General features: G+C 60.6%; 15 protein-coding genes. 3 read left to right on the top strand and 12 right to left on the bottom strand.

What is annotated here, in order from left to right; all coding sequences use genetic code 11:
• Nucleotides 1-82 precede the first annotated feature (82 nt).
• The 10 genes from Q1W70_RS21205 to Q1W70_RS21160 form a co-directional block, all read right to left on the bottom strand.
• The gene (locus Q1W70_RS21205; RefSeq protein ID WP_166590663.1) at nucleotides 83-982 is read right to left on the bottom strand and encodes a transporter substrate-binding domain-containing protein; all 900 of its coding nucleotides are present in this window, start codon (nucleotides 980-982) and stop codon (nucleotides 83-85) included.
• Nucleotides 983-1,037: 55 nt separating this feature from the next.
• Nucleotides 1,038-2,240, bottom strand: a complete 1,203-nt coding sequence (locus Q1W70_RS21200; RefSeq protein WP_182340812.1) for a pyridoxal phosphate-dependent aminotransferase — start codon at nucleotides 2,238-2,240, stop codon at nucleotides 1,038-1,040.
• A 317-nt stretch (nucleotides 2,241-2,557) separates the two neighbouring features.
• Complete coding sequence (locus Q1W70_RS21195; RefSeq protein ID WP_166590665.1) at nucleotides 2,558-3,970, bottom strand: aldehyde dehydrogenase family protein; 1,413 nt, start codon at nucleotides 3,968-3,970, stop codon at nucleotides 2,558-2,560.
• A 10-nt stretch (nucleotides 3,971-3,980) separates the two neighbouring features.
• The gene (locus Q1W70_RS21190) at nucleotides 3,981-5,024 is read right to left on the bottom strand and encodes a homoserine dehydrogenase (protein WP_302097863.1); all 1,044 of its coding nucleotides are present in this window, start codon (nucleotides 5,022-5,024) and stop codon (nucleotides 3,981-3,983) included.
• A 344-nt stretch (nucleotides 5,025-5,368) separates the two neighbouring features.
• On the bottom strand, nucleotides 5,369-5,806 hold the full coding sequence (locus Q1W70_RS21185; RefSeq protein WP_166590667.1) for an Lrp/AsnC family transcriptional regulator: 438 nt from the start codon (nucleotides 5,804-5,806) through the stop codon (nucleotides 5,369-5,371).
• The gene (thrC, locus tag Q1W70_RS21180; protein WP_185818490.1) at nucleotides 5,803-7,197 is read right to left on the bottom strand and encodes a threonine synthase; all 1,395 of its coding nucleotides are present in this window, start codon (nucleotides 7,195-7,197) and stop codon (nucleotides 5,803-5,805) included. Before thrC ends, Q1W70_RS21185 begins: the two co-directional genes overlap by 4 nt.
• Nucleotides 7,198-7,213: 16 nt before the next feature.
• Nucleotides 7,214-8,104, bottom strand: a complete 891-nt coding sequence (locus tag Q1W70_RS21175; RefSeq protein ID WP_166590669.1) for a LysR substrate-binding domain-containing protein — start codon at nucleotides 8,102-8,104, stop codon at nucleotides 7,214-7,216.
• Nucleotides 8,105-8,163: 59 nt separating this feature from the next.
• Nucleotides 8,164-9,594 (bottom strand): amino acid permease, encoded by a 1,431-nt coding sequence (locus tag Q1W70_RS21170; protein WP_166590670.1) that lies wholly within the window; start codon nucleotides 9,592-9,594, stop codon nucleotides 8,164-8,166.
• A 143-nt stretch (nucleotides 9,595-9,737) separates the two neighbouring features.
• On the bottom strand, nucleotides 9,738-11,015 hold the full coding sequence (locus tag Q1W70_RS21165) for a cystathionine gamma-synthase family protein (RefSeq protein ID WP_182340824.1): 1,278 nt from the start codon (nucleotides 11,013-11,015) through the stop codon (nucleotides 9,738-9,740).
• A gap of 174 nt (nucleotides 11,016-11,189) precedes the next feature.
• A complete protein-coding gene (locus tag Q1W70_RS21160) occupies nucleotides 11,190-13,049 on the bottom strand; it encodes an ABC transporter ATP-binding protein (RefSeq protein WP_302097862.1) in 1,860 nt (619 codons plus the stop codon).
• A gap of 298 nt (nucleotides 13,050-13,347) precedes the next feature.
• Here Q1W70_RS21160 and Q1W70_RS21155 point away from each other — a divergent pair, with 298 nt between their 5' ends.
• On the top strand, nucleotides 13,348-13,725 hold the full coding sequence (locus tag Q1W70_RS21155) for a c-type cytochrome (RefSeq protein WP_166590673.1): 378 nt from the start codon (nucleotides 13,348-13,350) through the stop codon (nucleotides 13,723-13,725).
• A gap of 507 nt (nucleotides 13,726-14,232) precedes the next feature.
• On the opposite strand, the gene Q1W70_RS21150 is transcribed toward Q1W70_RS21155, so the two are convergent.
• Entirely contained in the window at nucleotides 14,233-15,372 is a 1,140-nt protein-coding gene (locus Q1W70_RS21150) for a GNAT family N-acetyltransferase/peptidase C39 family protein (protein ID WP_302097861.1), read from the bottom strand.
• A gap of 92 nt (nucleotides 15,373-15,464) precedes the next feature.
• On the opposite strand from Q1W70_RS21150, the gene Q1W70_RS21145 reads away from it, so the two are divergent.
• Together Q1W70_RS21145 and Q1W70_RS21140 are read left to right on the top strand one after the other, a co-directional pair.
• Complete coding sequence (locus Q1W70_RS21145) at nucleotides 15,465-17,051, top strand: RimK family ATP-grasp domain-containing protein (RefSeq protein WP_302097860.1); 1,587 nt, start codon at nucleotides 15,465-15,467, stop codon at nucleotides 17,049-17,051.
• A 64-nt stretch (nucleotides 17,052-17,115) separates the two neighbouring features.
• Nucleotides 17,116-18,066 carry a magnesium transporter CorA family protein gene (locus tag Q1W70_RS21140; protein WP_302097859.1) on the top strand — a complete coding sequence of 317 codons (951 nt, stop codon included), beginning with the start codon at nucleotides 17,116-17,118 and terminating at the stop codon, nucleotides 18,064-18,066.
• A gap of 37 nt (nucleotides 18,067-18,103) precedes the next feature.
• Here the strand turns inward: Q1W70_RS21140 and Q1W70_RS21135 are convergent, their stop codons facing one another.
• On the bottom strand, nucleotides 18,104-20,005 hold the full coding sequence (locus Q1W70_RS21135; protein ID WP_166590677.1) for a potassium transporter Kup: 1,902 nt from the start codon (nucleotides 20,003-20,005) through the stop codon (nucleotides 18,104-18,106).
• Between the last annotated feature and the right edge of the window lie 209 nt (nucleotides 20,006-20,214).

Below are 20,214 nucleotides of genomic sequence, written 5' to 3'. Positions count from 1 at the left end.
TGAACACGCTCTCCCCTGCGCAGGAGCTGGCAAGCCAGCACCCACGCCTTAAAAAGCGCATCAGTTCATTGGCAAACCGGCATCAGACCCCGGTGTCGTTCGGGTGCGCGATAGCTTGTTTCAGCGCTTCGCTCATCGGCAGGTTGATCACGGCATTTTTCGGCGGGATCGGCTGCTCGAACCATTTCGGGTACTGGGCATCGATCACCCCGGTGCTGTAGAGATTGCGCAGCACGTCATCGGCAAAGGACTTGAACTGCGGGTCGTTCTTGCGGATGCCGATGGCATAGGGTTCGGCGGACATCGGCTCGGGCAGCAAGGTGTAGGCGTCCGGGCTGCGGCTTTGGGCGATGGTTGCCATCAACTGCACGTCGTCGTTGATGTAGGCCACGGCGCGCCCGGTTTCCAGCATCAGGAAGGCTTCGCCACCGTCCTTGGCATTGAGGATTTTCAGGCCCAGCTGTTTTTCCCGATTCAGGTTCTTGGTGATCCACTCGCCGCTGCCCCCGGTAATCACCACCACCGCCTTGCCCTTGAGGTCGGCCACGCTGTTGATGCCGGCGGTCTTCTTGACCGCGTACTTGGCGCTGGCCACATAGCTGGTGAGCAGGAAGCCAATCTGTTTCTGGCGCTCGACGGTGTTGGTGGTCACCCCACATTCCAGGTCGATGGTGCCGTTGATCAACAGGGGGGTGCGGGTCGCCGCGACGACCGAGACGTACTCGGTCTTGAGGCCCGGTTCGCCGACCTTGACCTTGATCTGGTCAACGATTTTCTGACACAGCTCGATGCTGTAGCCGATCGGTTGCTGGGCATCGTTGAGGTAGGAAAACGGCAACGAGGCGTCGCGGTAACCGAGGGTGACGGTGCCCGATTCCTTGATTTTCTTCAGGGTTCCGGTGAGGTCATCAGCCTGTGCAACGCTGGTGCCCAGACAAGCAGCGACGACGAGGGCAAGCAGCTGTTTCTTTTTATCGAGCATGGGGATCTCCGACTTTTGTTATGGCAGCTTTGGCACAGCGAAAGGGCGAAGCGTTTCAGCGCAAGGCATCCAGCGCTTCGCGGATACGAACGACCGCTTTTTGTAGGTTTTCCCGGGAGGTGGCGAACGACAGCCGGAAGTACCCCGGCAGCCCGAACGCCAACCCCGGCACGACGGCGACACCGGCATGGTCGAGCAGGTAGGCCGACAACTCGACGTCATCGATGATCACCCGTCCGTCCGGGCTGACCCGACCGAGCAACTGACTGCACTCGGGGAAGGCGTAAAAGGCCCCGGCCGGTGCGCTCAGACGCAAGCCGGCGCACTGGCTCAGGCCCTCGACCAACAGGCGGCCGCGCGCGGCGTACTCGGTGGCGCTGTGCTTGACGAAATCCTGCGGGCCTTGCAGCGCGGCGCGCGACGCCTCCTGGGAAATCGCGCTGGCGCCTGAGGTGCTTTGCGACTGGATCTTGCTGATCGCGGCGATCAGCGCCTTGGGGCCGGCGGCGTAACCGATGCGCCAGCCCGTCATGGCATAGGCCTTGGCCACGCCATTGATCAGCAGGGTGCGCTCACGCAGGTGCGGGCAGGCATTGGCGAAGGACACGAATGGCTGGTCGGCGAGCAGCACGTGCTCGTAGATTTCGTCGGACATCACCAGCACGTTGGGGAAGTCTTCCAGCACCTTGCCCAGCGCTTGCAGGTCGGCGAGGGAATAGATGGCACCGCTAGGGTTGGACGGCGAGTTGAGGACCAGCCAGCGGCTCTTCTCGGTCAGTGCGGCCTGCAGCGCCTCGGCAGTCAGCTTGAAGCCGACCTCGATGCCACAGGCAATCACCTGCGGGCTGCCGCCATTCAAGGTGACGATGTCGGAATAGGAGACCCAGTACGGCGCGGGGATGATCACCTCGTCACCGGCCTCCAGGGTGGCCATGAAGGTGTTGAAAATCACCTGTTTGGCGCCGTTGCCCACGGTGATCTCGTCGACGCTGTAGTCCAGGCCGTTCTCGCGCTGGAACTTGCTGACGATCGCCTGGCGCAAGGCCAAGGTGCCCTGGGGCGCGGTGTAGCGGGTATGGCCGTCACGCATGGCCTGGCAGGCGGCGTCGATGATGTGGGCCGGGGTATCGAAATCCGGTTCGCCCAGGCTCATGTCGACAATGTCGCGACCCTGGCTGGCCAGCTCCTTGGCACGCATGGAAATGATCATGCTCGGAGAAGAAGAGATCTGCTTGACGCGTTGACTTTCAAAACTCATGAAATGCCCGCCTTCCTTGGAGGTCCGCTGAAGATCATGGAGGATCGTCAAGCGCCTCGCTGTTGTTGTACGACGTAGTATGACATGCGTTTTTCTGATTTCGCAATCGCCAAGTGCCAGTGTTTTTTTTCCACGCAAAAAGGCCCGTCGCACCTCGATAACCAGTGGTTAGCGAGGTATGACAGGCCTGATGGGTCTAGATGAGGGGGTTGGGGAAGTCAGCCTCAAGCAGAAAAGAATCGCTGCCTGGGCTGACTAACTCTGAAAGAGGTACGATGACCTAACGACTTCTACCGGTAACAGCGGCCTTCAAACACCTAGGTCGGCGTATTGAGGCACACCACCTTGGGCTGGGTCATTTCTTCATAGGCAAAACGCACCCCTTCGCGCCCCAGGCTGCCGTACTTGGAGCCGCCGAAGGGCATCGCATCGAAACGGTAATCGGAGGAGTCGTTGATCATCACCCCCCCCGCCTCGATCCGCCGGGCGGCGCTCATGGCCGTGGCCAGGTTACCGGTGAAGATCCCTGCGTGCAGGCTGTACTCCGGCTCGTTGGCCAGGGCGATCGCCTCATCGAAGGTGTCGAAGGGTTGCAGGACCACCACCGGGGCGAACACTTCTTCGCGCCACAACCGGCTGGCGTGATCGACATTCTCCAGCACCGTCGCCCCATAGCAGGAGTCCTGGCGGCGATGGCCGCAGAGCAGCCTGGCGCCGTCTCGCAAGGCGTCGTTGACCACCTGCTCGGCATTCTGCGCCGCCTGCGGGGTGATCATCGGCCCGATATCGGTGCTCGCCAAGGCAGGGTCACCGGCGACCAGCGCCTCGGCCCGGCGCACGAACCCTTCGCGAAAGGCTTCATAGACCGACGCCTGGACCAACAGGCGCTGGGTGCCGATGCAGTTCTGCCCGGCAGCCCAGAATGCCCCGGACACACAGCTGTCGATCGCCGCCGGCAAGTCGCAGTCGCCCATCACGATCACCGGCGCATTGCCGCCCAGGTCCATGGCCAGCTTCTTCAGGCCGGCGGTGCGGGCAATCTGCTCGCCGGTGACAAAGCCGCCCGTGAAGGAAATCATCCGCACCTCGCGGGCGGCCACCAGCGCCCTGCCCAGCTCTGCCCCGCCCGTGGCGACCGTGACGACCGCCTCCGGCAGCCCGGCCTGCACCAGGTAATCCACCAGGCGCAGGGCCGACAAGGGCGCCAGCTCCGACGGCTTGAGGATCACCGCATTGCCGCCGGCAATGGCCGGACCAAGCTTGTGCGCCACCAGGTTCAGTGGGTCGTTGTACGGAGTGATCGCGACGATCAGGCCCAACGGCTCGCGGGTGAACCAGCCCTGGCGTGACTCGGAGCCTTCGTAGGCATCGAACGGCACCACTTCGCCGGCGTTGCGCTTGGCCTCCTCGGCCGACAACTTGAGGGTGTTGACGCAGCGCTTGACCTCCTTTTGCGCCTGCACCAGGGTCTTGCCGGCTTCGTCGACAATCAGCCGGGCAAAGCCATGGGCATCGCGCTCGATGGCCAGTGCGGCCTGTTCAAGAATCCGCGCGCGACGATGGCGCGGCAGCGCGGCGCAGAGGCGCGCACCCTGCCGGCCCTGTTCCAGCAGTTGCGGGACCTGGGCCGCACCCACCTTGGCAACCGTGCCGACGAGGCTGCCGTCAAACGGGTTCAACACATCGATAGGCGGCTCGACAACCGCCAGGGCCAGACGCGATAGGTTCACAGGCTTTCTCCTAGTGGGTGGCAACGGTTGAGTGCAGGCTGATGATGTCCGACAACAAGGCGTACGCGGTTTCCATACGCCCGGCGCCGGGCCCCGAGACCGTCACGGCGCCGAGCAATGGGCTGGTGAACGACACCGCGTTGGTGGCGCCGCTGATCGCGGCCAAGGGGTGGTCGTTGCGCAGCAGGCGCGGTTCGACCCGGGCACTGACCGAGCCGTCGGCCTGACGCGTGGCGGCGCCAATCAGCTTCCAGCGCGCACCCTCCTGGCGGGCCTTGGCGATGTCATCCAGGGTCAGGGCGCTGATGCCCTGGCAGCTGACATCACTGACCTGCAGTTTGGCGTCCAGTAATTCATTGGCCAGGATCACCACCTTGAGGCGCACGTCGTAACCTTCGACATCGGCGCTCGGGTCGGCTTCGGCGTAGCCCAGTTCCTGCGCCTGGCGCACCGCCTCGGCAAACCCCAGGCCGCCTTCCATGCAGGTCAGGACGAAGTTGGAGGTGCCGTTGAGAATGCCCTCGAATCCGTTGATCGCACTGCCGGCCAGGGTCTGTTTGGCCAGGCGGATCACCGGTGTGCCGCTCATCACCGAACCTTCGTATTCAAAGGCCACCTTGTTGCGCAGGGCCAGGGCCTTGAGCTCGGCACCGTGCAGGGCAATCGGTCCCTTGTTGGTGGTCACCACGTGCTTGCCCGCCTCCAGGGCCCAACGGCAGAACGAGGTGGCAGGCTCGCCGTCCACCGGATTGGTGAAGGTCGCCTCGGCAATGATGTCAGCCCCCGAGTCCTTGATCACCGCTTCGTTCAAGGCTTCGACCGTGCCGCCAGGAAGCTGGGCCAACGCCCCCTTGACCGACGGCAGCCGAGCCAGCACACCAGCGTCCAGACCTTCACGGCCCACCAGCGAGCCCAGGAACAAGTCGGTCACCCCGACGATCTTGAGGCTGAAACCCAGCTCGGTTTTCCAGCCTTCATTACGCTCGGCAATCATTTGGGCCAACGCCCGGTTGACACCACCGAAGCCGACCAGCGCCAGTTTGTATTCAGTCATTTTGTTATTGCCCTTGATCCGGGGGATGGGTTGTTGGGCACTAGATTAGGCGGCGGGCCTGGGCAGTGAAATAGGCCAATTTGCTCTATTTCCTGGGCGTTTTGCCCAGGGTTTGCGCAATTGCACGGACCGGTGTGGGGGGCTCCCAGAGTGTGGTTTTGGGTGTTCGCAGATTTTGTGTACAGCCACAAAATTTGTGTGGGAGCGGGCTTGCCCGCGATGGCGGTGTGTCAGGCAACATAGATGTTGGCTGTGCTGGCCTCATCGCGAGCAGGCCGCAAGCGGGCGCTCGCTCCCACAATGAATTTGGTTGCTCACAGATTTTGTGTACAGCCCGACTCGCCCTAAACCACCGACGACAACACAAACGAAGTCACGGTATTTTCCACCCCGGGCAGTGCCGAGATCTGGTTCCAGACTTTGTGCACCCGCTCGGGGCTGGCGGCGCCGACGCGCAGCATCAGGTCGAACTCGCCGCTCATCACATCGCACTGAATGACTTCCGGGATCGCCCGCAGCGCCTGCAGCACTTCGGCGCCGCGCATGCGGTCGTAACGGTAGACAAAAATCACCGCATTGATGTTCGAGGCGCCGGAATGGCCCTCTCCCGTGCGTACCGTATACCCCTGGATCGCACCGTCGCGCTCGAGTCGCTCGATGCGCTGGCGCACGGCATTGCGCGACAGGTTGACCTTGGCCGCCAGCTCCGCATGGGCTGCCCGGGCATTGAGCCGCAGCTCGGCGATGATGCGCTCATCGAGGGGATCGAGAATACGTTTCACCGGGCCTCCCGTTGCAGCGCGCCCACGCGTTGCTCAAGTGTGTGCAAATCATCCGCCTCGATCCGACATTCCCCATCGCCGCCCTGCTCCACCCTCGGGGCAGGCACCACGGGCAGGACGATCCCCAGCTCGCCGAGCAACTGCGCCGACTTGCCGGGAGCGATCTCGCCCAGGGTTACCATCGGCGCCACCAGGCTGCGGCGATAGAGCCGGGCCGCGAGCACTCCCGTCGCCGTGTGGGGATCGATGACGTAGCCGGTGTCGCGGTACAGCGCGCTGATTTCCTGCACCGTCTCGGCATCGCTGACCGCGTAGGAGTCAATGATCATCCGCGCCTGCAACCAGCACTCGTTGGCCATGCGCATGTCGCCACTGGCCTCGAACCCGGCCATCAGCGCACTCACCGCCTGGCCATCGCGCCCGTACAACGCCCAGAGCAATCGTTCGAGGTTGGAGAAAATCGACAGGTCCATGGCCGGCGACAGGGTCTTGTTGGCCTGCGAACGACCATAGTGGTTCTTCAGGAACAACTGGTGCAGCGCATCATTCTGATTGGTCGCGACAATGATCTGGGTGATCGGCAGTCCCATCTTCTGCGCAATGTACCCGGCATACACCTGGGCAAAGCTCGCCGCCGGCACACTGAAACCGATGGGCCGCTGACCACCCCCCAGTTGCAGCACCGCGTGGAAATAGAACACCAGTTGCGCCAGCACACTGACCCAGTTACTGGAGTTGAAGCTGACCGCCAACGCGTCGGCGCACGGCCACTGCTGGAACAGCTGGCTGACCAGGGTCTGGCACTGATCGAAGCTGCCGTTGACCGCGAACCGCTGGACTGCGGGTCGGTTCACCGCCTGCAACTGCTGCCACTGCTGCGGTGCCACGCCGGTCTGCGGATAGAGCAGCACCACGTCGACTTCTGCGCAGTGTTTGAACGCCTCGATGGCCGCCAGCCCGGTGTCGCCATTGGTGGCCCCCAGCACTACCGCCCGGCGCTGACGCTTGCGCAGGAAGTGTTGCACCAGTTGGGCCTGCAGTTGCGCGGCAAAGTCCTTCGAGGAACCGGTGGGCCCGTGGAACAGCTCCAGCACCCACTCGTTGCGGTCGACCTGGTGCAGGGGCGCAATCGCCCGATGGCTGAAGCCGCGGCAAGCGGCCTTGAGCAGCGGCCGCAAATCCGCTTCGGCAATTGCCTCGCCGATAAACGGCTGCAACACCCGCCAGGCCAGTTCGTCATAGGCCAGGGTCGACCAGTTGGCAATGTCCTGCGGGCTGAAGTGGGGAAGTTCGACGGGCACATACAATCCCCCATCGTCGGCCAGTCCGGATAACACGACCTTTTCGAAGTCAGCCTCTACGGCCCAATTGCGGGTACTTACATAACGCATGGTTGGCTCCGGCCATTCATTTGTGACGATGCGCCTGCTCCACCAGCCAGGTGGCAAACATGATCGCGTCGGGGTGTTCCTCGGTGCCGGCACCGCGCACCAGGTAAAACGACTCGCTGGCTTCGATGCGCTGGGCGAAGGGTTCCACCAGGCGTCCGTCCTCGAGCATCTCGAGCACCATCGACGAACGGGCCAGGGCAATGCCCTGCCCCAACTCGGCCATGCGCAAGGTGGAGATCAGGGTGTCGAACTGCATGCCGGTGGAGGAGTCGACGCTGTCGGCGCCGACCATCTTCAACCAGTAGCCCCACCCTTCTTCGTAACCCAGTACGTGCAGCAACGGGTGCTGGGCCACATCGGCCGGGACCTTGAGGGGCGAGCGCGCCATCAGCGCCGGCGAGCAGACCGGGAACAGGCTGTCCCAGGTCAGGCGCTGCGCCACCAGGCCGGGCCAATGCCCATGGCCCCAGCGGATCTCCATGTCGTCCTCGCCGTCCAGTTCCTTGACCCAGATGTTGCTGATGTAGCGGATGTCGACCTGCGGATGCGCCTGGCGGAACCCCACCAGCCTGGGCGCCAGCCAGTGCACGAAGAACGACAGGCTGCCGCGCACCTTGATCGGCCGGCGCTTGTGCTGGCCGAAAATTTCGTTGGTACCCACGGCCAGCCGAGTGATCGCGTCCTGCACCACGGGCAGGTAGGCCTGCCCTTCCTCGGTCAATCCCAGGCCACGGGGCAAGCGCTTGAACAGCGCCACCCCCAGATGGCTTTCGAGCTGGCGGATCTGCTGGCTGACCGCGCCCTGGGTCAGGAACAACTCGTCGGCGGCGTGGGTGAAGTTCAGGCAGCGGGCAGACACCTCGAAGGCCCGCAACCAGTTCAACGGGGGTAAGGTTTTTTGCTTCATGAACTGGACCTCTGTAACACCCCCGCACCGAGCGAATCTGCCCAGCCCGTCGACGGTTGCTAGAACGCATCGGACGGTTGTGCCAAGGGGGCAAGCGCCAAGCGGCGCTCACGGCTTTTGCGGGTAATGTAATACACGAAGTAGCACCAGGCGATGAAGGGCAGGCCGAAGTACAGGGCCACGCGCTGCTCGGGATCAAAGGCGATGCCGACGCAGGCCAGGCTGCAGCAGACCAACGCCCCCAACGGCACCCACGGGTAACCGCGGACCCGGAACTTGAGGTCACGGATGTCGCCGCCGTTGGCCACATAGTGCCGGCGAAAGCCGATCTGGCTGGCGGCGATGCTCATCCAGACCACCACCACGGCCAGCCCGGAAATCGACACCAATGCCAGGTAGATGGTGTCAGCGGCAAACACGCTGCTGAGCAGGGAGGCGGCGCCCCCGGCCATGCTCACGATGATCGCGTTGAGCGGCGTGCCCATGCGGGTCAGGGCCGAGAACTGCTTGGGCAGGTGCCCCTGGTCGCTGAGGGTCCAGAGCATCCGCGAGGCGGCGTACAACCCGGAGTTGGCTGCCGACAGCAAGGCCGTGATGATCACGAAGTTCATGATGTCGGCGGAGTACGGAATGCCGATGTAGGTGAACACCGTGACAAATGGACTCTCCACCAACCCGGCCTGCTCACGGGGCAGCAAGGTCGCGAGGACAAAGATGGTACCGACAAAGAAGATCGCCAGGCGCAGCACGGTGGTGCGGATGGCCCGCGGCACATTGCGTTGCGGGTCCTTGGTTTCACCGGCGGCGATGCCGATCAACTCGGTGCCGGAGAAGGCAAAGGCCACCGCCAGCAAGGTCATGGCAATCGGCATGAAGCCGGTGGGGAACAAGCCTTCACGGGTGAAGTTGCCCAGGCCGATGCTGTGCACCTGGTCGATGTTCAACAGGCCGAGGATCGCCCCGCCGCCAATCGCCAGGAACACCACCACGGTTATCACCTTGATCAGCGACAACCAGAATTCGGTCTCGGCAAACAGACGCACCGAAACCACGTTGGTCAGGAACACCACTCCGGCAAACAGGGCGCTCCAGATCCACACCGGGGTGTCCGGGAACCAGCGCGTCATGAGGATCCCGGCGGCGGTGAATTCCGAGCCGATGGCCACCGTCCAGGTCAGCCAGTAGAGCCAGGCCACCGTGTAGCCGGTGCCCGGGCCGAGAAAACGCGTGGCGTAGGTACTGAAGGAGCCGGTTTCCGGCATCTGCACCGCCAGCTCGCCGAGGCACATCATGACCATGTAGACCATCAGCGCGCCAATGATGTACGCAATCACCGCGCCCAGTGGGCCGGCCTGGTTGACGGTGTAGCCGGAGGTAAGGAACAAACCGGTGCCGATCACGCCGCCCAATGCCAGCATGACGATGTGGCGGGTCTGCATTTCCTGTTTGAAACCGGAACGGGGGTCGAGTTTTTGCTCTTTTATGGACATGGTTATTCTCATGAAAGGGTTTAGGGCACGCACTGGCGCCTGCGCACGGTTGCCCGGCAGAGGCGCACCCAGGTTTTATTGTTATGGCTCTTCATGAAGTCCCCACGGACGGACTCGCCGTGGGGCGGGTGATCCCTCAAACGTCAGCTTGCGACCTCGGCGCCAGACGGATGACTGGCGAGGTGTGCCAGGGATACGGGCGGCTCTTCCCGAACGCGCCGGACATAGGCGAACGCCTGCTGCAGGTCCGCGAGCAGGTCATCGGTGTCTTCGATGCCGACCGAGACCCGCACCAACCCTTCGGAGATCCCCAGGGCGAGACGCTCCTCCAGGGTGTTCTCGACGTGGCTGGTGGTGCGGGCCGGGCCGTAGATGGTTTCCACCGCCCCCAGGTTGCCCGCGCAATGGGCAAACCGCAGGCGTGGCAGCAGCACCTTGACCGTGTCCATGCCCCCCACCAGCACGAAGCTGACGATGGCGCCAAAGCCGCGCATCTGCGCAGCAGCGACACTGTGGTTCGGATGGCTGGGCAACCCTGGGTAGTTGACCGACTCCACCAGGGCTTCGGTGCACAGGTAATCCGCCAGGGCACGGGCGCTGTGCTGCTGTTGGCGCATGCGCAGCACCAGGGTCTTGATGCCACGGATGATCAGGTAGGCCGAGAACGGGTCGAGGGACGCGCCGTTGATTTCCCGGTAATGCCGGACCTGGGCCATCAGGGTTTCGCTGCCGCACACCAGGCCGCCGAGCACGTCGCCATGGCCGCTGAGAAACTTGGTCGCGCTGTGGATCACCACATCCACACCCAGCGCCAGGGGGTTCTGGTTCAGGGGGGTGGCAAAGGTGTTGTCGGCCACCACCAGCGCACCGACACGCTTGGCCGCGGCAACCAGACGCTGGATGTCGAGAATTTTCAGAGTCGGGTTAGTCGGCGTTTCCAGGTACAGCACGCGGCAGCCCTTGGCGATTTGCGCTTCGATCTCAACGTGATCGAAGGTCTCGCACAAGGTCACCTGCACCCCCATGCGCGGCAGGAATTCTTCGAAGATCTTGTTGGTGCCGCCGTAGCTGTCCTTGGTCGACACCACCCGGTCACCGTTGGCCAGGAAGGTGTAGAGCACGCTGCTGATGGCCGCCATGCCGCTGCTGAACGCCACCGCAGACTCGGCCTGTTCCAGTTGGCGGATCTTCGCTTCCAGGGTCTCCACCGTCGGGTTGCTCATGCGGCTGTAGATGAAGCCGGGCGCCTTGCCCAGCGCCACGTCGTACCAGACGTCGATGTCGTCGTAGGCGTAGGCGGCACTGGCAACGATCGGCGTTTGCGTGGCGTTGTAGGGATGTCCACCCTGCTCCCCGCCCCAGACCGCACGGGTCCCCGCGCCGGCTTGGGTGAGTCCTGCGCTGTCAGGTTTTTTATTCATAGAGACTACTCGCACTAAGGATGGCGAGCGTTCAGCCACTCACCGGGTATGGCGGCCAATATAGGGAAATAAGCCGCCCCCGAGAAACGATGGAATCGGTGGCAAAGGGGCGGTTTTTTTAATGGCTGGGCAGGTGCGAACTGCATCGGCTCGCTCTGCTGCGCCCCTGCGCACTCACGCCTGGTCCATAGCCTCGACCACGCCGTTGTCCTCTCCCAGAAACCCGCCGCTCTGATGCTGCCACAAACGCGCATAGACGCCGTTCTTGCCGAGCAATTCGCTGTGGGTGCCCTGTTCGATGATGCGTCCGTCATCCATGACGATGAGCCGGTCCATGGCGGCAATCGTCGACAGCCGATGGGCAATGGCGATCACCGTCTTGCCCTGCATCATTTCGTCGAGGCTTTCCTGGATGGCAACTTCGACTTCCGAGTCCAGCGCGCTGGTGGCCTCGTCCAGCAGCAGGATCGGGGCGTTCTTGAGCATTACCCGGGCAATCGCCACGCGTTGGCGCTGGCCGCCGGACAGCTTGATGCCCCGTTCCCCCACCAGGGTGTCGTAGCCGCTGTGGCCTTGCCGGTCGCTCAGTTGACTGATGAACTCATCGGCCTGGGCATTGGCCGCGGCGCGGCGGATTTGCGCGTCGGTCGCATCGGGACGGCCGTAGGCGATGTTGTCGCGGATGGAGCGGTGCAGCAGGGAAGTATCCTGCGTGACCATGCCGATGGCGCCACGCAGGCTGTCTTGCGTCACGTGTGCGATGTTCTGGCCATCGATGCGAATCTCCCCGCTGTCGACGTCATAGAAGCGCAGCAGCAAGTTGATCAGCGTGGACTTGCCCGCGCCAGAGCGGCCGACCAGGCCGATTTTTTCGCCCGGGCGGATGCTCAGGCTCAGGTCGTTGAGTACCTGGCGTTCGCCGTTGTAGTTGAAGCTCACCTTATCGAAGGTGACCGCCCCACCGCAGGTCACGAGCGCGCCGGCACCTGGCGCGTCCTGCACCTTGGTGCCCAGGGTCAGCGTTGCCATGCCGTCCTGTACGGTGCCGATGCTCTCGAACAGCGAGGTCATTTGCCACATGACCCAGTTCGACATGCCATTGATACGCAAGGCCATGGCAATGATTGCGGCCACGGCACCGGCGCCTACCTCACCGTGGTGCCATAGCCACAGGGCATAACCACCGGCCGACATGATCAACGCCACCACCAGTGCCTGGTTGACGATCTCGAACTGGCTGACCAGGCGCATCTGGCGAAAGCCGGTTTGCTTGAAATCCTCCATCGCTGCACGCGCGAAGTGCGCTTCACGATTGGAGTGGGAGAACAGCTTCACCGTCGTGATGTTCGTATAGGCGTCTGAAATGCGCCCGGTCATCATCGACCGCGCATTGGCCTGCTCCTGCCCGACTTTTCCCAGACGAGGCACGAAGTACCACATGGCCAGGCCGAACAACACGACCCAGGTCACGAACGGCAGCATCAGTTTCAGTGCGAAGCCGCCGGCCAGTGCAATGATCGCAATCAAATACACGCCGATCCCGGGGGCGATCTCGATCAGGGTGAACAGCACGTCACGCACCGCCAGCGCCGTTTGCATCACCTTGGTGGTGACCCGGCCGGAAAACTCATCGGAAAAAAACGACAGGCTTTGCCGCAGCATCAGGCGATGGAAATCCCAACGCAGGCGCAACGGCAAGTTAATCGCCAGGATCTGGTGCTGCACCATGGTGCGCAACGCCACCAATCCAACGCTGGTCACCATGACGATGCCCATGCCCCACAACACACGACTTTCCTGCGCCGCCGCTGCACCGCCTGCCTGCCAGGTCGAGAGCAGGTCCACGACCTGCCCAAGGAAGTAAAACAGCCAGGCTTCGTAAATCGACACACCGGCACTCAGTACCGCAAGCGCAAGGATGTAACCACGGGCGCCCCGGGTACAGGCCCACAGGAAGCGCGCCAGGCCGTTGGGGGGTGGTGGCACCTCATCGGGCGGAAAGGGGTCGAGCCTTCGTTCAAACGCACGAAGCATGGTGTTCTCCAGAACCATCAAGTTGAGGAGATTCTGCCACTGAACGGTTGCCTTGAGGGTTTTGCGACGGCTCGACTCGTCTTAACCATGACTCCTCGACGCCAGAAGGCCCCTGAGGCGATGGCGGAGGCTTGCCCACCTGTGAGCTGGCGAAGATGCGATGCAACGCGATGAGGTCAAGGCATTCGTGGAGTGGATGATGGAGGAAGCTACAGCTTGCGCACGCGTTGCCTGATATCTTTTGCGCGCACCGAATCGCGTCCACTCGACGCCCACCCCATCAAGGAAGATGAAAAACATGAAAATAGTGTTCATCGTTTCGCTAGGACTGTTCTCGCTGGCTCAGGCATCACTGTCGTTCGCGGACAATGCCAATGGGAAAAACCTCTATACCCAGCGATGCTCCATGTGCCACGGCACAGACATCAAGGGAACCGGACCGCTGGCCCATAAAAGCACCCCTCCTACACCCGACCTGACCACCGCCACGTTCAAACAACGCTTGCATGATTATCCGGGCGTCATTGTCTCCTCGATAATCCTGCGCCCCAATGGCGACTTGATTCCCAGGACCTTGCGTGAGAATGGTGTCAAGGTGGCGCCGCACGCTTGGAGCGTTAAGGATTTTCGCGATTTGAATCAATACATGATTGGTGTCATTTCAAACAACCGATGAGGGGAACACAAGAGCCGGGCGTCGATGCAACTGCAGTTCGCTGCATACAGCGTCGCGCCCCGACAAAAACATCGACCCCGTATAATTAACCGAGAGCGCCGTAAAGAAGTTGTATAGCCCCTTGAGTTCCACCGCAGGTATTTTATCCTGCGGGGCACATTCATCGGGAGAACACTATGAACAGCTCGGACTTGGGCATTATGGTCATTTCTATCATCGGATTGTTCGGGCTCGCATCTTTTATGTTTGAGCACTTGAGCAAACGTCATTCGAAAAACAAAACAGCAGAGGCACACCCTAAAACATCGACAAAAAGGGATCTCTCCAATAATAAACACCAAGCTTAGACCGACGCCCGTCCCTAGAACTTTTATAAGCGCGTTATTCTTTCGCCCCCCTTCTTTTAGTCATTGACCGGACATAAAACTTAGCGGCATTCGTCACCTGAGCGAATGCCGCGCGGTGCGTCCGGATTTGTCACTCAATACCCTGCCCGCCCGTCACCCGTCACCGGAGCGCGGGCTGGGTAGCGGGCACTCCACTGCTGGACTGCTCACGCGTATAAAGCGTCACTGAGGCGCGCAACTTGTTACCGCCGAACGCACACATGGTGTCGAACGCTTTGTGCGTCACGGGAATATGCTGGCAGTCGAGTGCCTGACGGTGCTGACTGTGATCGATGTCCGGGTCATGCAGGTACACGAAGTCTTCGTCGTAGTCAGTGACAATGACCCAGTGCGGGGCTTTGGAGCGAGTCAGACGGTAGCTGCTGATCAACACCAGAGGCTGACCGCCGGTCTTCAGGGTGTGCGCCAGGTCCAACTGGTGGCTGCTCACCTGCTCCACATCACTGTGTTGAAGTTCCGTGCAGAACTCTTCGTGTACCAGGCGAATGACCTCCTTTTTATGTTCGTCGCGCACCCCGTCGAGAAACAGCGGACCGGCGATACTCACTTGCAGGCGTACTCGAAACCCTCGACGCCAGGCCGCCAACGCCAACCCCTGGGGACTGCACCCGCCGTGCCCCGACGTCATGAACACCGTCGTGGCTTCACGCCAGATTTGCAGTTCGTCCCGGCGCTCGATAGAGCGCTCAGGTTGCAATGCCCTCATGGCCATCAACAGGCACGCCGGGCCGCAGGTAAATTCAGTGGTCTGTTGGTAGTAAGGCACCTGGAACTCGCGGTTTTCCCGATGTTGCACAATGCGCTTCTCCAAACGCAACGCATGGGCATGGTCTTCGTAGTAGTCGTGAACCACAGCAAAGCGTCGGTAACCGTTGCGCTCATAAAGACTGAGCGCCACGGGATTGTCCGGCCGCACTTCCAGTCGCAGGTAGGCGCAGTCGTGAGCGCGAGCGCAATGCTCGGCCTGATCCAACAGCTGTTTGCCAAGACCCAGGCCGCGGCTGTGGGTGGCGATTGCGATTGAATACAGACGTGCCAGGGAGGTGCCACGGTGGAACAGGACCAGGCAGTAGCCCATCAGTTGACTGCCGTCTTGCGCCACGATCAGGCTGCCATGGGCTCGGCTAATCATCCACTGGAAACTGCGCGGCGTCAGTCGATCAGAGGTAAAGCATTGGTTCTCCAGGTCCAGCAGCGACTTCAGATCATCCTGTGTCGCGTTGCGAAATAACAGACTCATAAGCCCACCGTAAAAGTTGCGTAACGAAACGAGACTTTTTAAAAGTATCGTGCTTAATAGATAAGGACTTGTTCTCCAACGGACCTTTTCATATGTCAGCGGTACAGGGCGGCTTGCGTGAAGTATCAGAGCAAAATCGGTTAACAGCAATATCAAACCTGACTTATTTACCGGACTCACCGGGAAGATCCAGCCAGGTGATTATTATTGTCGAACGAAAGGAAGACTGGGCCTCTTACTTCCCCTCGGAGGATGTGATGAGTGCGCAGGAATACCTGGAACAGCCGCTTGAGCGCGAAGCCGGCAAGCGCGTGCAGGTTATCAACCTGTGCCGAAGTTATAAGTACCTAGGGCACGGGTACTACTGTTCACTGCTGGCAGAAGCACGCGGCCATAAAGTTATTCCGTCCGTGCGCACTATCAGCGAACTGACCAAAAAATCACTGTATGGCCTGGCGCTGGATGACCTGGGCAAAACCCTGGACAAAGCACTGAACAACCATATCTACAGCAATACCGAAGGGTTCACGCTCACCCTGTACTTCGGTAAAACCAACCTTGAGCCCTTGCAGGAACTGGCTCGACAAATTTTCGAAATATTCCCGTGCCCGATCCTCCTGGTGGAGTTCCGTAAAAGTAATAGTTGGCGCATCGACGGAATAAAATCCGGGGTCCTGCAAAAATTACGCGAAGACCAGGAAGATCAGTTCGCCAACTCGCTGGACAGCTTTAGCCGCAAGGTATGGCGAATGCCACGCTCCCCCCGCGTGGCCCGCTACGACCTGGCCATTTTGCATGACTCGCAAGAAGCGCTGCCGCCCTCCAACGCCAAGGCGCTGGAGAATTTCATCCGGGTCGGCAAAGGCTTGGGGATCGATGTCGATCTGATCGAGAAGAAAGACTATTCACGAATCGCCGAGTATGACGCCCTGCTGATTCGCGAAACCACCAGCGTGGATAACCACACCTATCGCTTCGCCAAGAAGGCGGAAAGCGAAGGCCTGGTGGTGATGGACGATCCGACGTCGATCCTGCGCTGTACCAACAAGGTGTACCTGACGGATCTACTCAAAAGCCATCAATTGGGTATGCCGGCAACCGAGATTCTCTACAAGGAACGACCGGAAGACTTTGAACGCGTGGGTGAACGCCTGGGCTTCCCATTGGTGCTGAAGATTCCCGATGGCTGCTTTTCCCGTGGGGTGATCAAGGTCGAGAGCCAACAGGCCCTGCTGGAAGCCACCGCCGAACTGTTCGAACACTCGGTGTTGTTGCTGGCCCAAGAGTTCTTTTACACCGAGTACGACTGGCGCATTGGCGTGCTCAATCGCAAACCGATTTTTGCCTGCCAGTACTTCATGTCCAAAGGGCATTGGCAGATCTACAACCACAAAGCCAAGGGCCAGGACATCAATGGCGAATGCCGCACGCTTGCGGTTCACGAAGCCCCAAGGGCGGTGGTCGAACTGGCGGTGAAGACCGCGAATCTGATTGGTGATGGTTTGTACGGGGTCGACCTGAAGCAGTCAGGGAGCAAGGTGGTGGTCATCGAGGTGAACGACAACCCGAACATGGACGCGGGCATCGAAGACGCTTACTTGCAGGAAGACCTGTATGCCCTGGTTCTGGAAGAGTTCATTCGCCGTCTCGAACTGAAACGTCGTGGCCAGGCGTGGTGAATGCGGCTTGGGCAGCGGTTTGCGAGACGCTGAATTCCTCAATCGATAACGCCATAGGCCAGACGTGATCAAGAGTTTCAAACTCGCCAATGGGGCGCTGGTATCGGTTGAACACCTGGATGCCGATGTGATGTTGTTCAGCAATCCCGATGCGGCAGAACGGGATCTGCTGCGCAGCGATTTCAAACTGGATGATCACGCGCTGGCGTCGGCACTGGATCCGGACGAAGTTTCACGCATTGAATTCCACCCGGACAATTTGTTTTTGATCTGGAAGCGTCCGGAAAGCTACTCGGGCGGCGATAGCCTGAACTTTGAAGTGTCGTCGTTTGGCTTGCTGTTCTCTAAAACGCGCCTGGTGATCATCGCGACCGATGATTCCCAGTTGACGGGCCTGGGGGACCGGCACCCCTTGCACACGCCGCAGGATGTGTTGCTGGACATACTGTTCACCAACCTCCACCACTACCTGGGTCACCTCAAAGTCATCAAGATGGTGGCTCGGGAGTTGCAGCAGAAATTCAACGCCTCGATGGAGAATCGGCATCTGATCCAGATGTTCAATCTCAGCGAAAGCCTGATCTATTACATCAACGCCATTCACAGCAATGGCGCGGTCCTGACCCGGCTGCGCAACCATGCAGAAAAAGAGCACTTCAGCGCAGAGGCGATCGCGCTGATCGACGATCTGATCATCGAGAACACCCAGTGCAACAAACAGGCAGAAATCTACTCCAGGGTATTTGCCGGTTTGATCGATGCACGGGGCAATTTGATGAACAACACCATGAACAACCTGCTGCGCAAACTGACGCTGATCAATGTGGTCTTCCTGCCTCTGAACCTGATCGCCAGCATCGGAGGCATGTCCGAGTTCAGCATGATGACTTCCGCCGTCCCCTGGTGGATTGCCTATCCGCTGTTTCTCACAGGAATGCTGGTTGCAGGGGGCATGATGGTCATCGCGCTCAAGCGTCTGACGCGTGGTTCATCCAGCATCAATGGCCCACATTGAGCGCCGCCCCCTGCCCCCTCGGCTACAAGGTGAGGCTTCACATCTCAACCTGTGTACCCAACTCTATCACTCGATTCAGGGGCAACTTGAAGTACTTCAGATTGCTATTGGCATTCTTCAGCAAAAACGCGAACAGGCTTTCTCGCCAGCGGGCCATGCCGATGCGCTTGGTCGGGATCACCGTTTCCCGGCTGAGGAAATAGGTCGTGCGCATCGGGCTGAAATCCAGTTCTGGCAGGTGACAGAGACTCAGCGCCAAGGGGACATCGGGCTCCTCGATAAAGCCAAAGTGCAGGCTGACCCGGAAGAAGCCGTCACCATACGCTTGAACCTCGAACCGCTGTTGCGCACTCACACGAGGGCAGTCCTCAGACACCACCGTGAGCAATACCACCTGCTCATGCAACACCTGGTTATGCAGCAGGTTGTGCAGCAACGCATGCGGCACGGCGTCGGACCTGGCGGTCAGAAACACCGCCGTACCCTGGACCCGATGAGGCGGCTGCGTACGGATGCTGGCGATGAACAGGGGGAGCGGCAGCGCGGATTCGTCCAGCCGTTCAACAATGATCTTGCGACCCCGCTTCCAGGTGGTCATCAAAATGAACAGGCCAATGCCAGCAATCACTGGGAACGCGCCGCCCTGGAAAATCTTTGGCGCATTGGCCGCGAAATACAGACTGTCCACCAGCAGAAAACCGAGCAGCATCGGGATGGCCAACCAGCGCGGGGTTTTCCATAGCAGCAGGACAACCGCCGAGGACAAGATGGTTGTGATCAACATGGTTCCCGTCACGGCGACACCATAGGCGGCCGCCAACGCACTGGACGACTCGAAACCGATGACCAGCAGCACAACACCGACCATCAATGCCCAGTTAACCGTGCCGATGTAAATCTGCCCTTGCTCCTGGCTGGAGGTGTGCTGGATAAACATGCGCGGGATGTAACCCAACTGGATGGCCTGGCGAGTCAGGGAGAAAGCGCCGGAAATCACCGCTTGAGACGCGATGATGGTCGCCAGTGTGGAGAGCGCGACCATCGGCAGCAGGGCCCAATCAGGCGCCAGCAAATAGAACGGGTTGCGCACCGCTTCCGGGTCTCCCAGGATCAACGCGCCCTGGCCAAAGTAATTGAGCACCAAACCAGGCAGTACGAGCATGAACCACGCGCGCGAAATCGGTTTACGGCCAAAATGCCCCATGTCGGCATACAGTGCTTCGGCACCGGTCAATGCCAAGACGACAGCCCCCAGAATCGCCACCCCCATTCCCGGATGAACCACAAAGAACTGCACTGCCCAGGCCGGATTGAGCGCTAGCAACACCTCCGGGCGCTGCAATATCCCGAAGACCCCAAGCGCCCCCAACACGACAAACCACAGGACCATGATTGGACCAAACAGGATGCCGATGCGAGCCGTGCCGTGTTTTTGTATCAAGAACAGCGCCACCAGCACGATCACCGACAAGGGCACGACCCAGTGCTCGATCCCGTCAAATGCCAGTTGCAGCCCTTCAACCGCGGAGAGCACCGAAATTGCCGGGGTGATCATGCTGTCCCCGTAAAAAAGTGCCGCACCAAACAGACCGAGCAGCACCAGTACCCTGCTCATGTGCGGATAAGGCGCTGCCGCACGGCGGGCTAGCGCCGTCAACGCCATGATGCCGCCTTCGCCCTGATTGTTGGCACGTAGAATGAACAACACGTACTTGATCGACACCACCCAGATCAGCGACCAAAAGATCAACGACAGAATGCCTAGCACCCCGTCGTGATTGACCTGCACGCCGTAGTGGCCGGAAAAGACTTCTTTGAGTGTGTAGAGAGGGCTGGTACCAATATCACCGTAAACCACCCCGACGGCGGCGACGAGCAAGCCCACCCCTGACGTTTTGGATTGGGTATCTGCCTGCGCGCTGGTCACTGTTTTACTCAAGGGTTGCTTCTCACATAGGTCGGGGGAGAACGTTCACGCCATCCTTGAGCATTGCATCGCCAGCGTCTTCAGACATGCGGACGCATGGACGGCAAAAAATCGCGGCCAGTATCGTTGCCGACACATGCGCCTACCGTAAAGAAAGCGTAAAAATTAAAGGATAGCCCCGAAAAGCCTGGTGAGTTGACCTGCAGGTAATGGGTCATTGA

Source organism: Pseudomonas kielensis (assembly GCF_030505375.1).
Classification (GTDB): domain Bacteria; phylum Pseudomonadota; class Gammaproteobacteria; order Pseudomonadales; family Pseudomonadaceae; genus Aquipseudomonas; species Aquipseudomonas kielensis.
The sequence above is the reverse complement of the archived record's forward strand: the minus strand, read 5'-3'. Positions and strand labels throughout refer to the sequence as shown.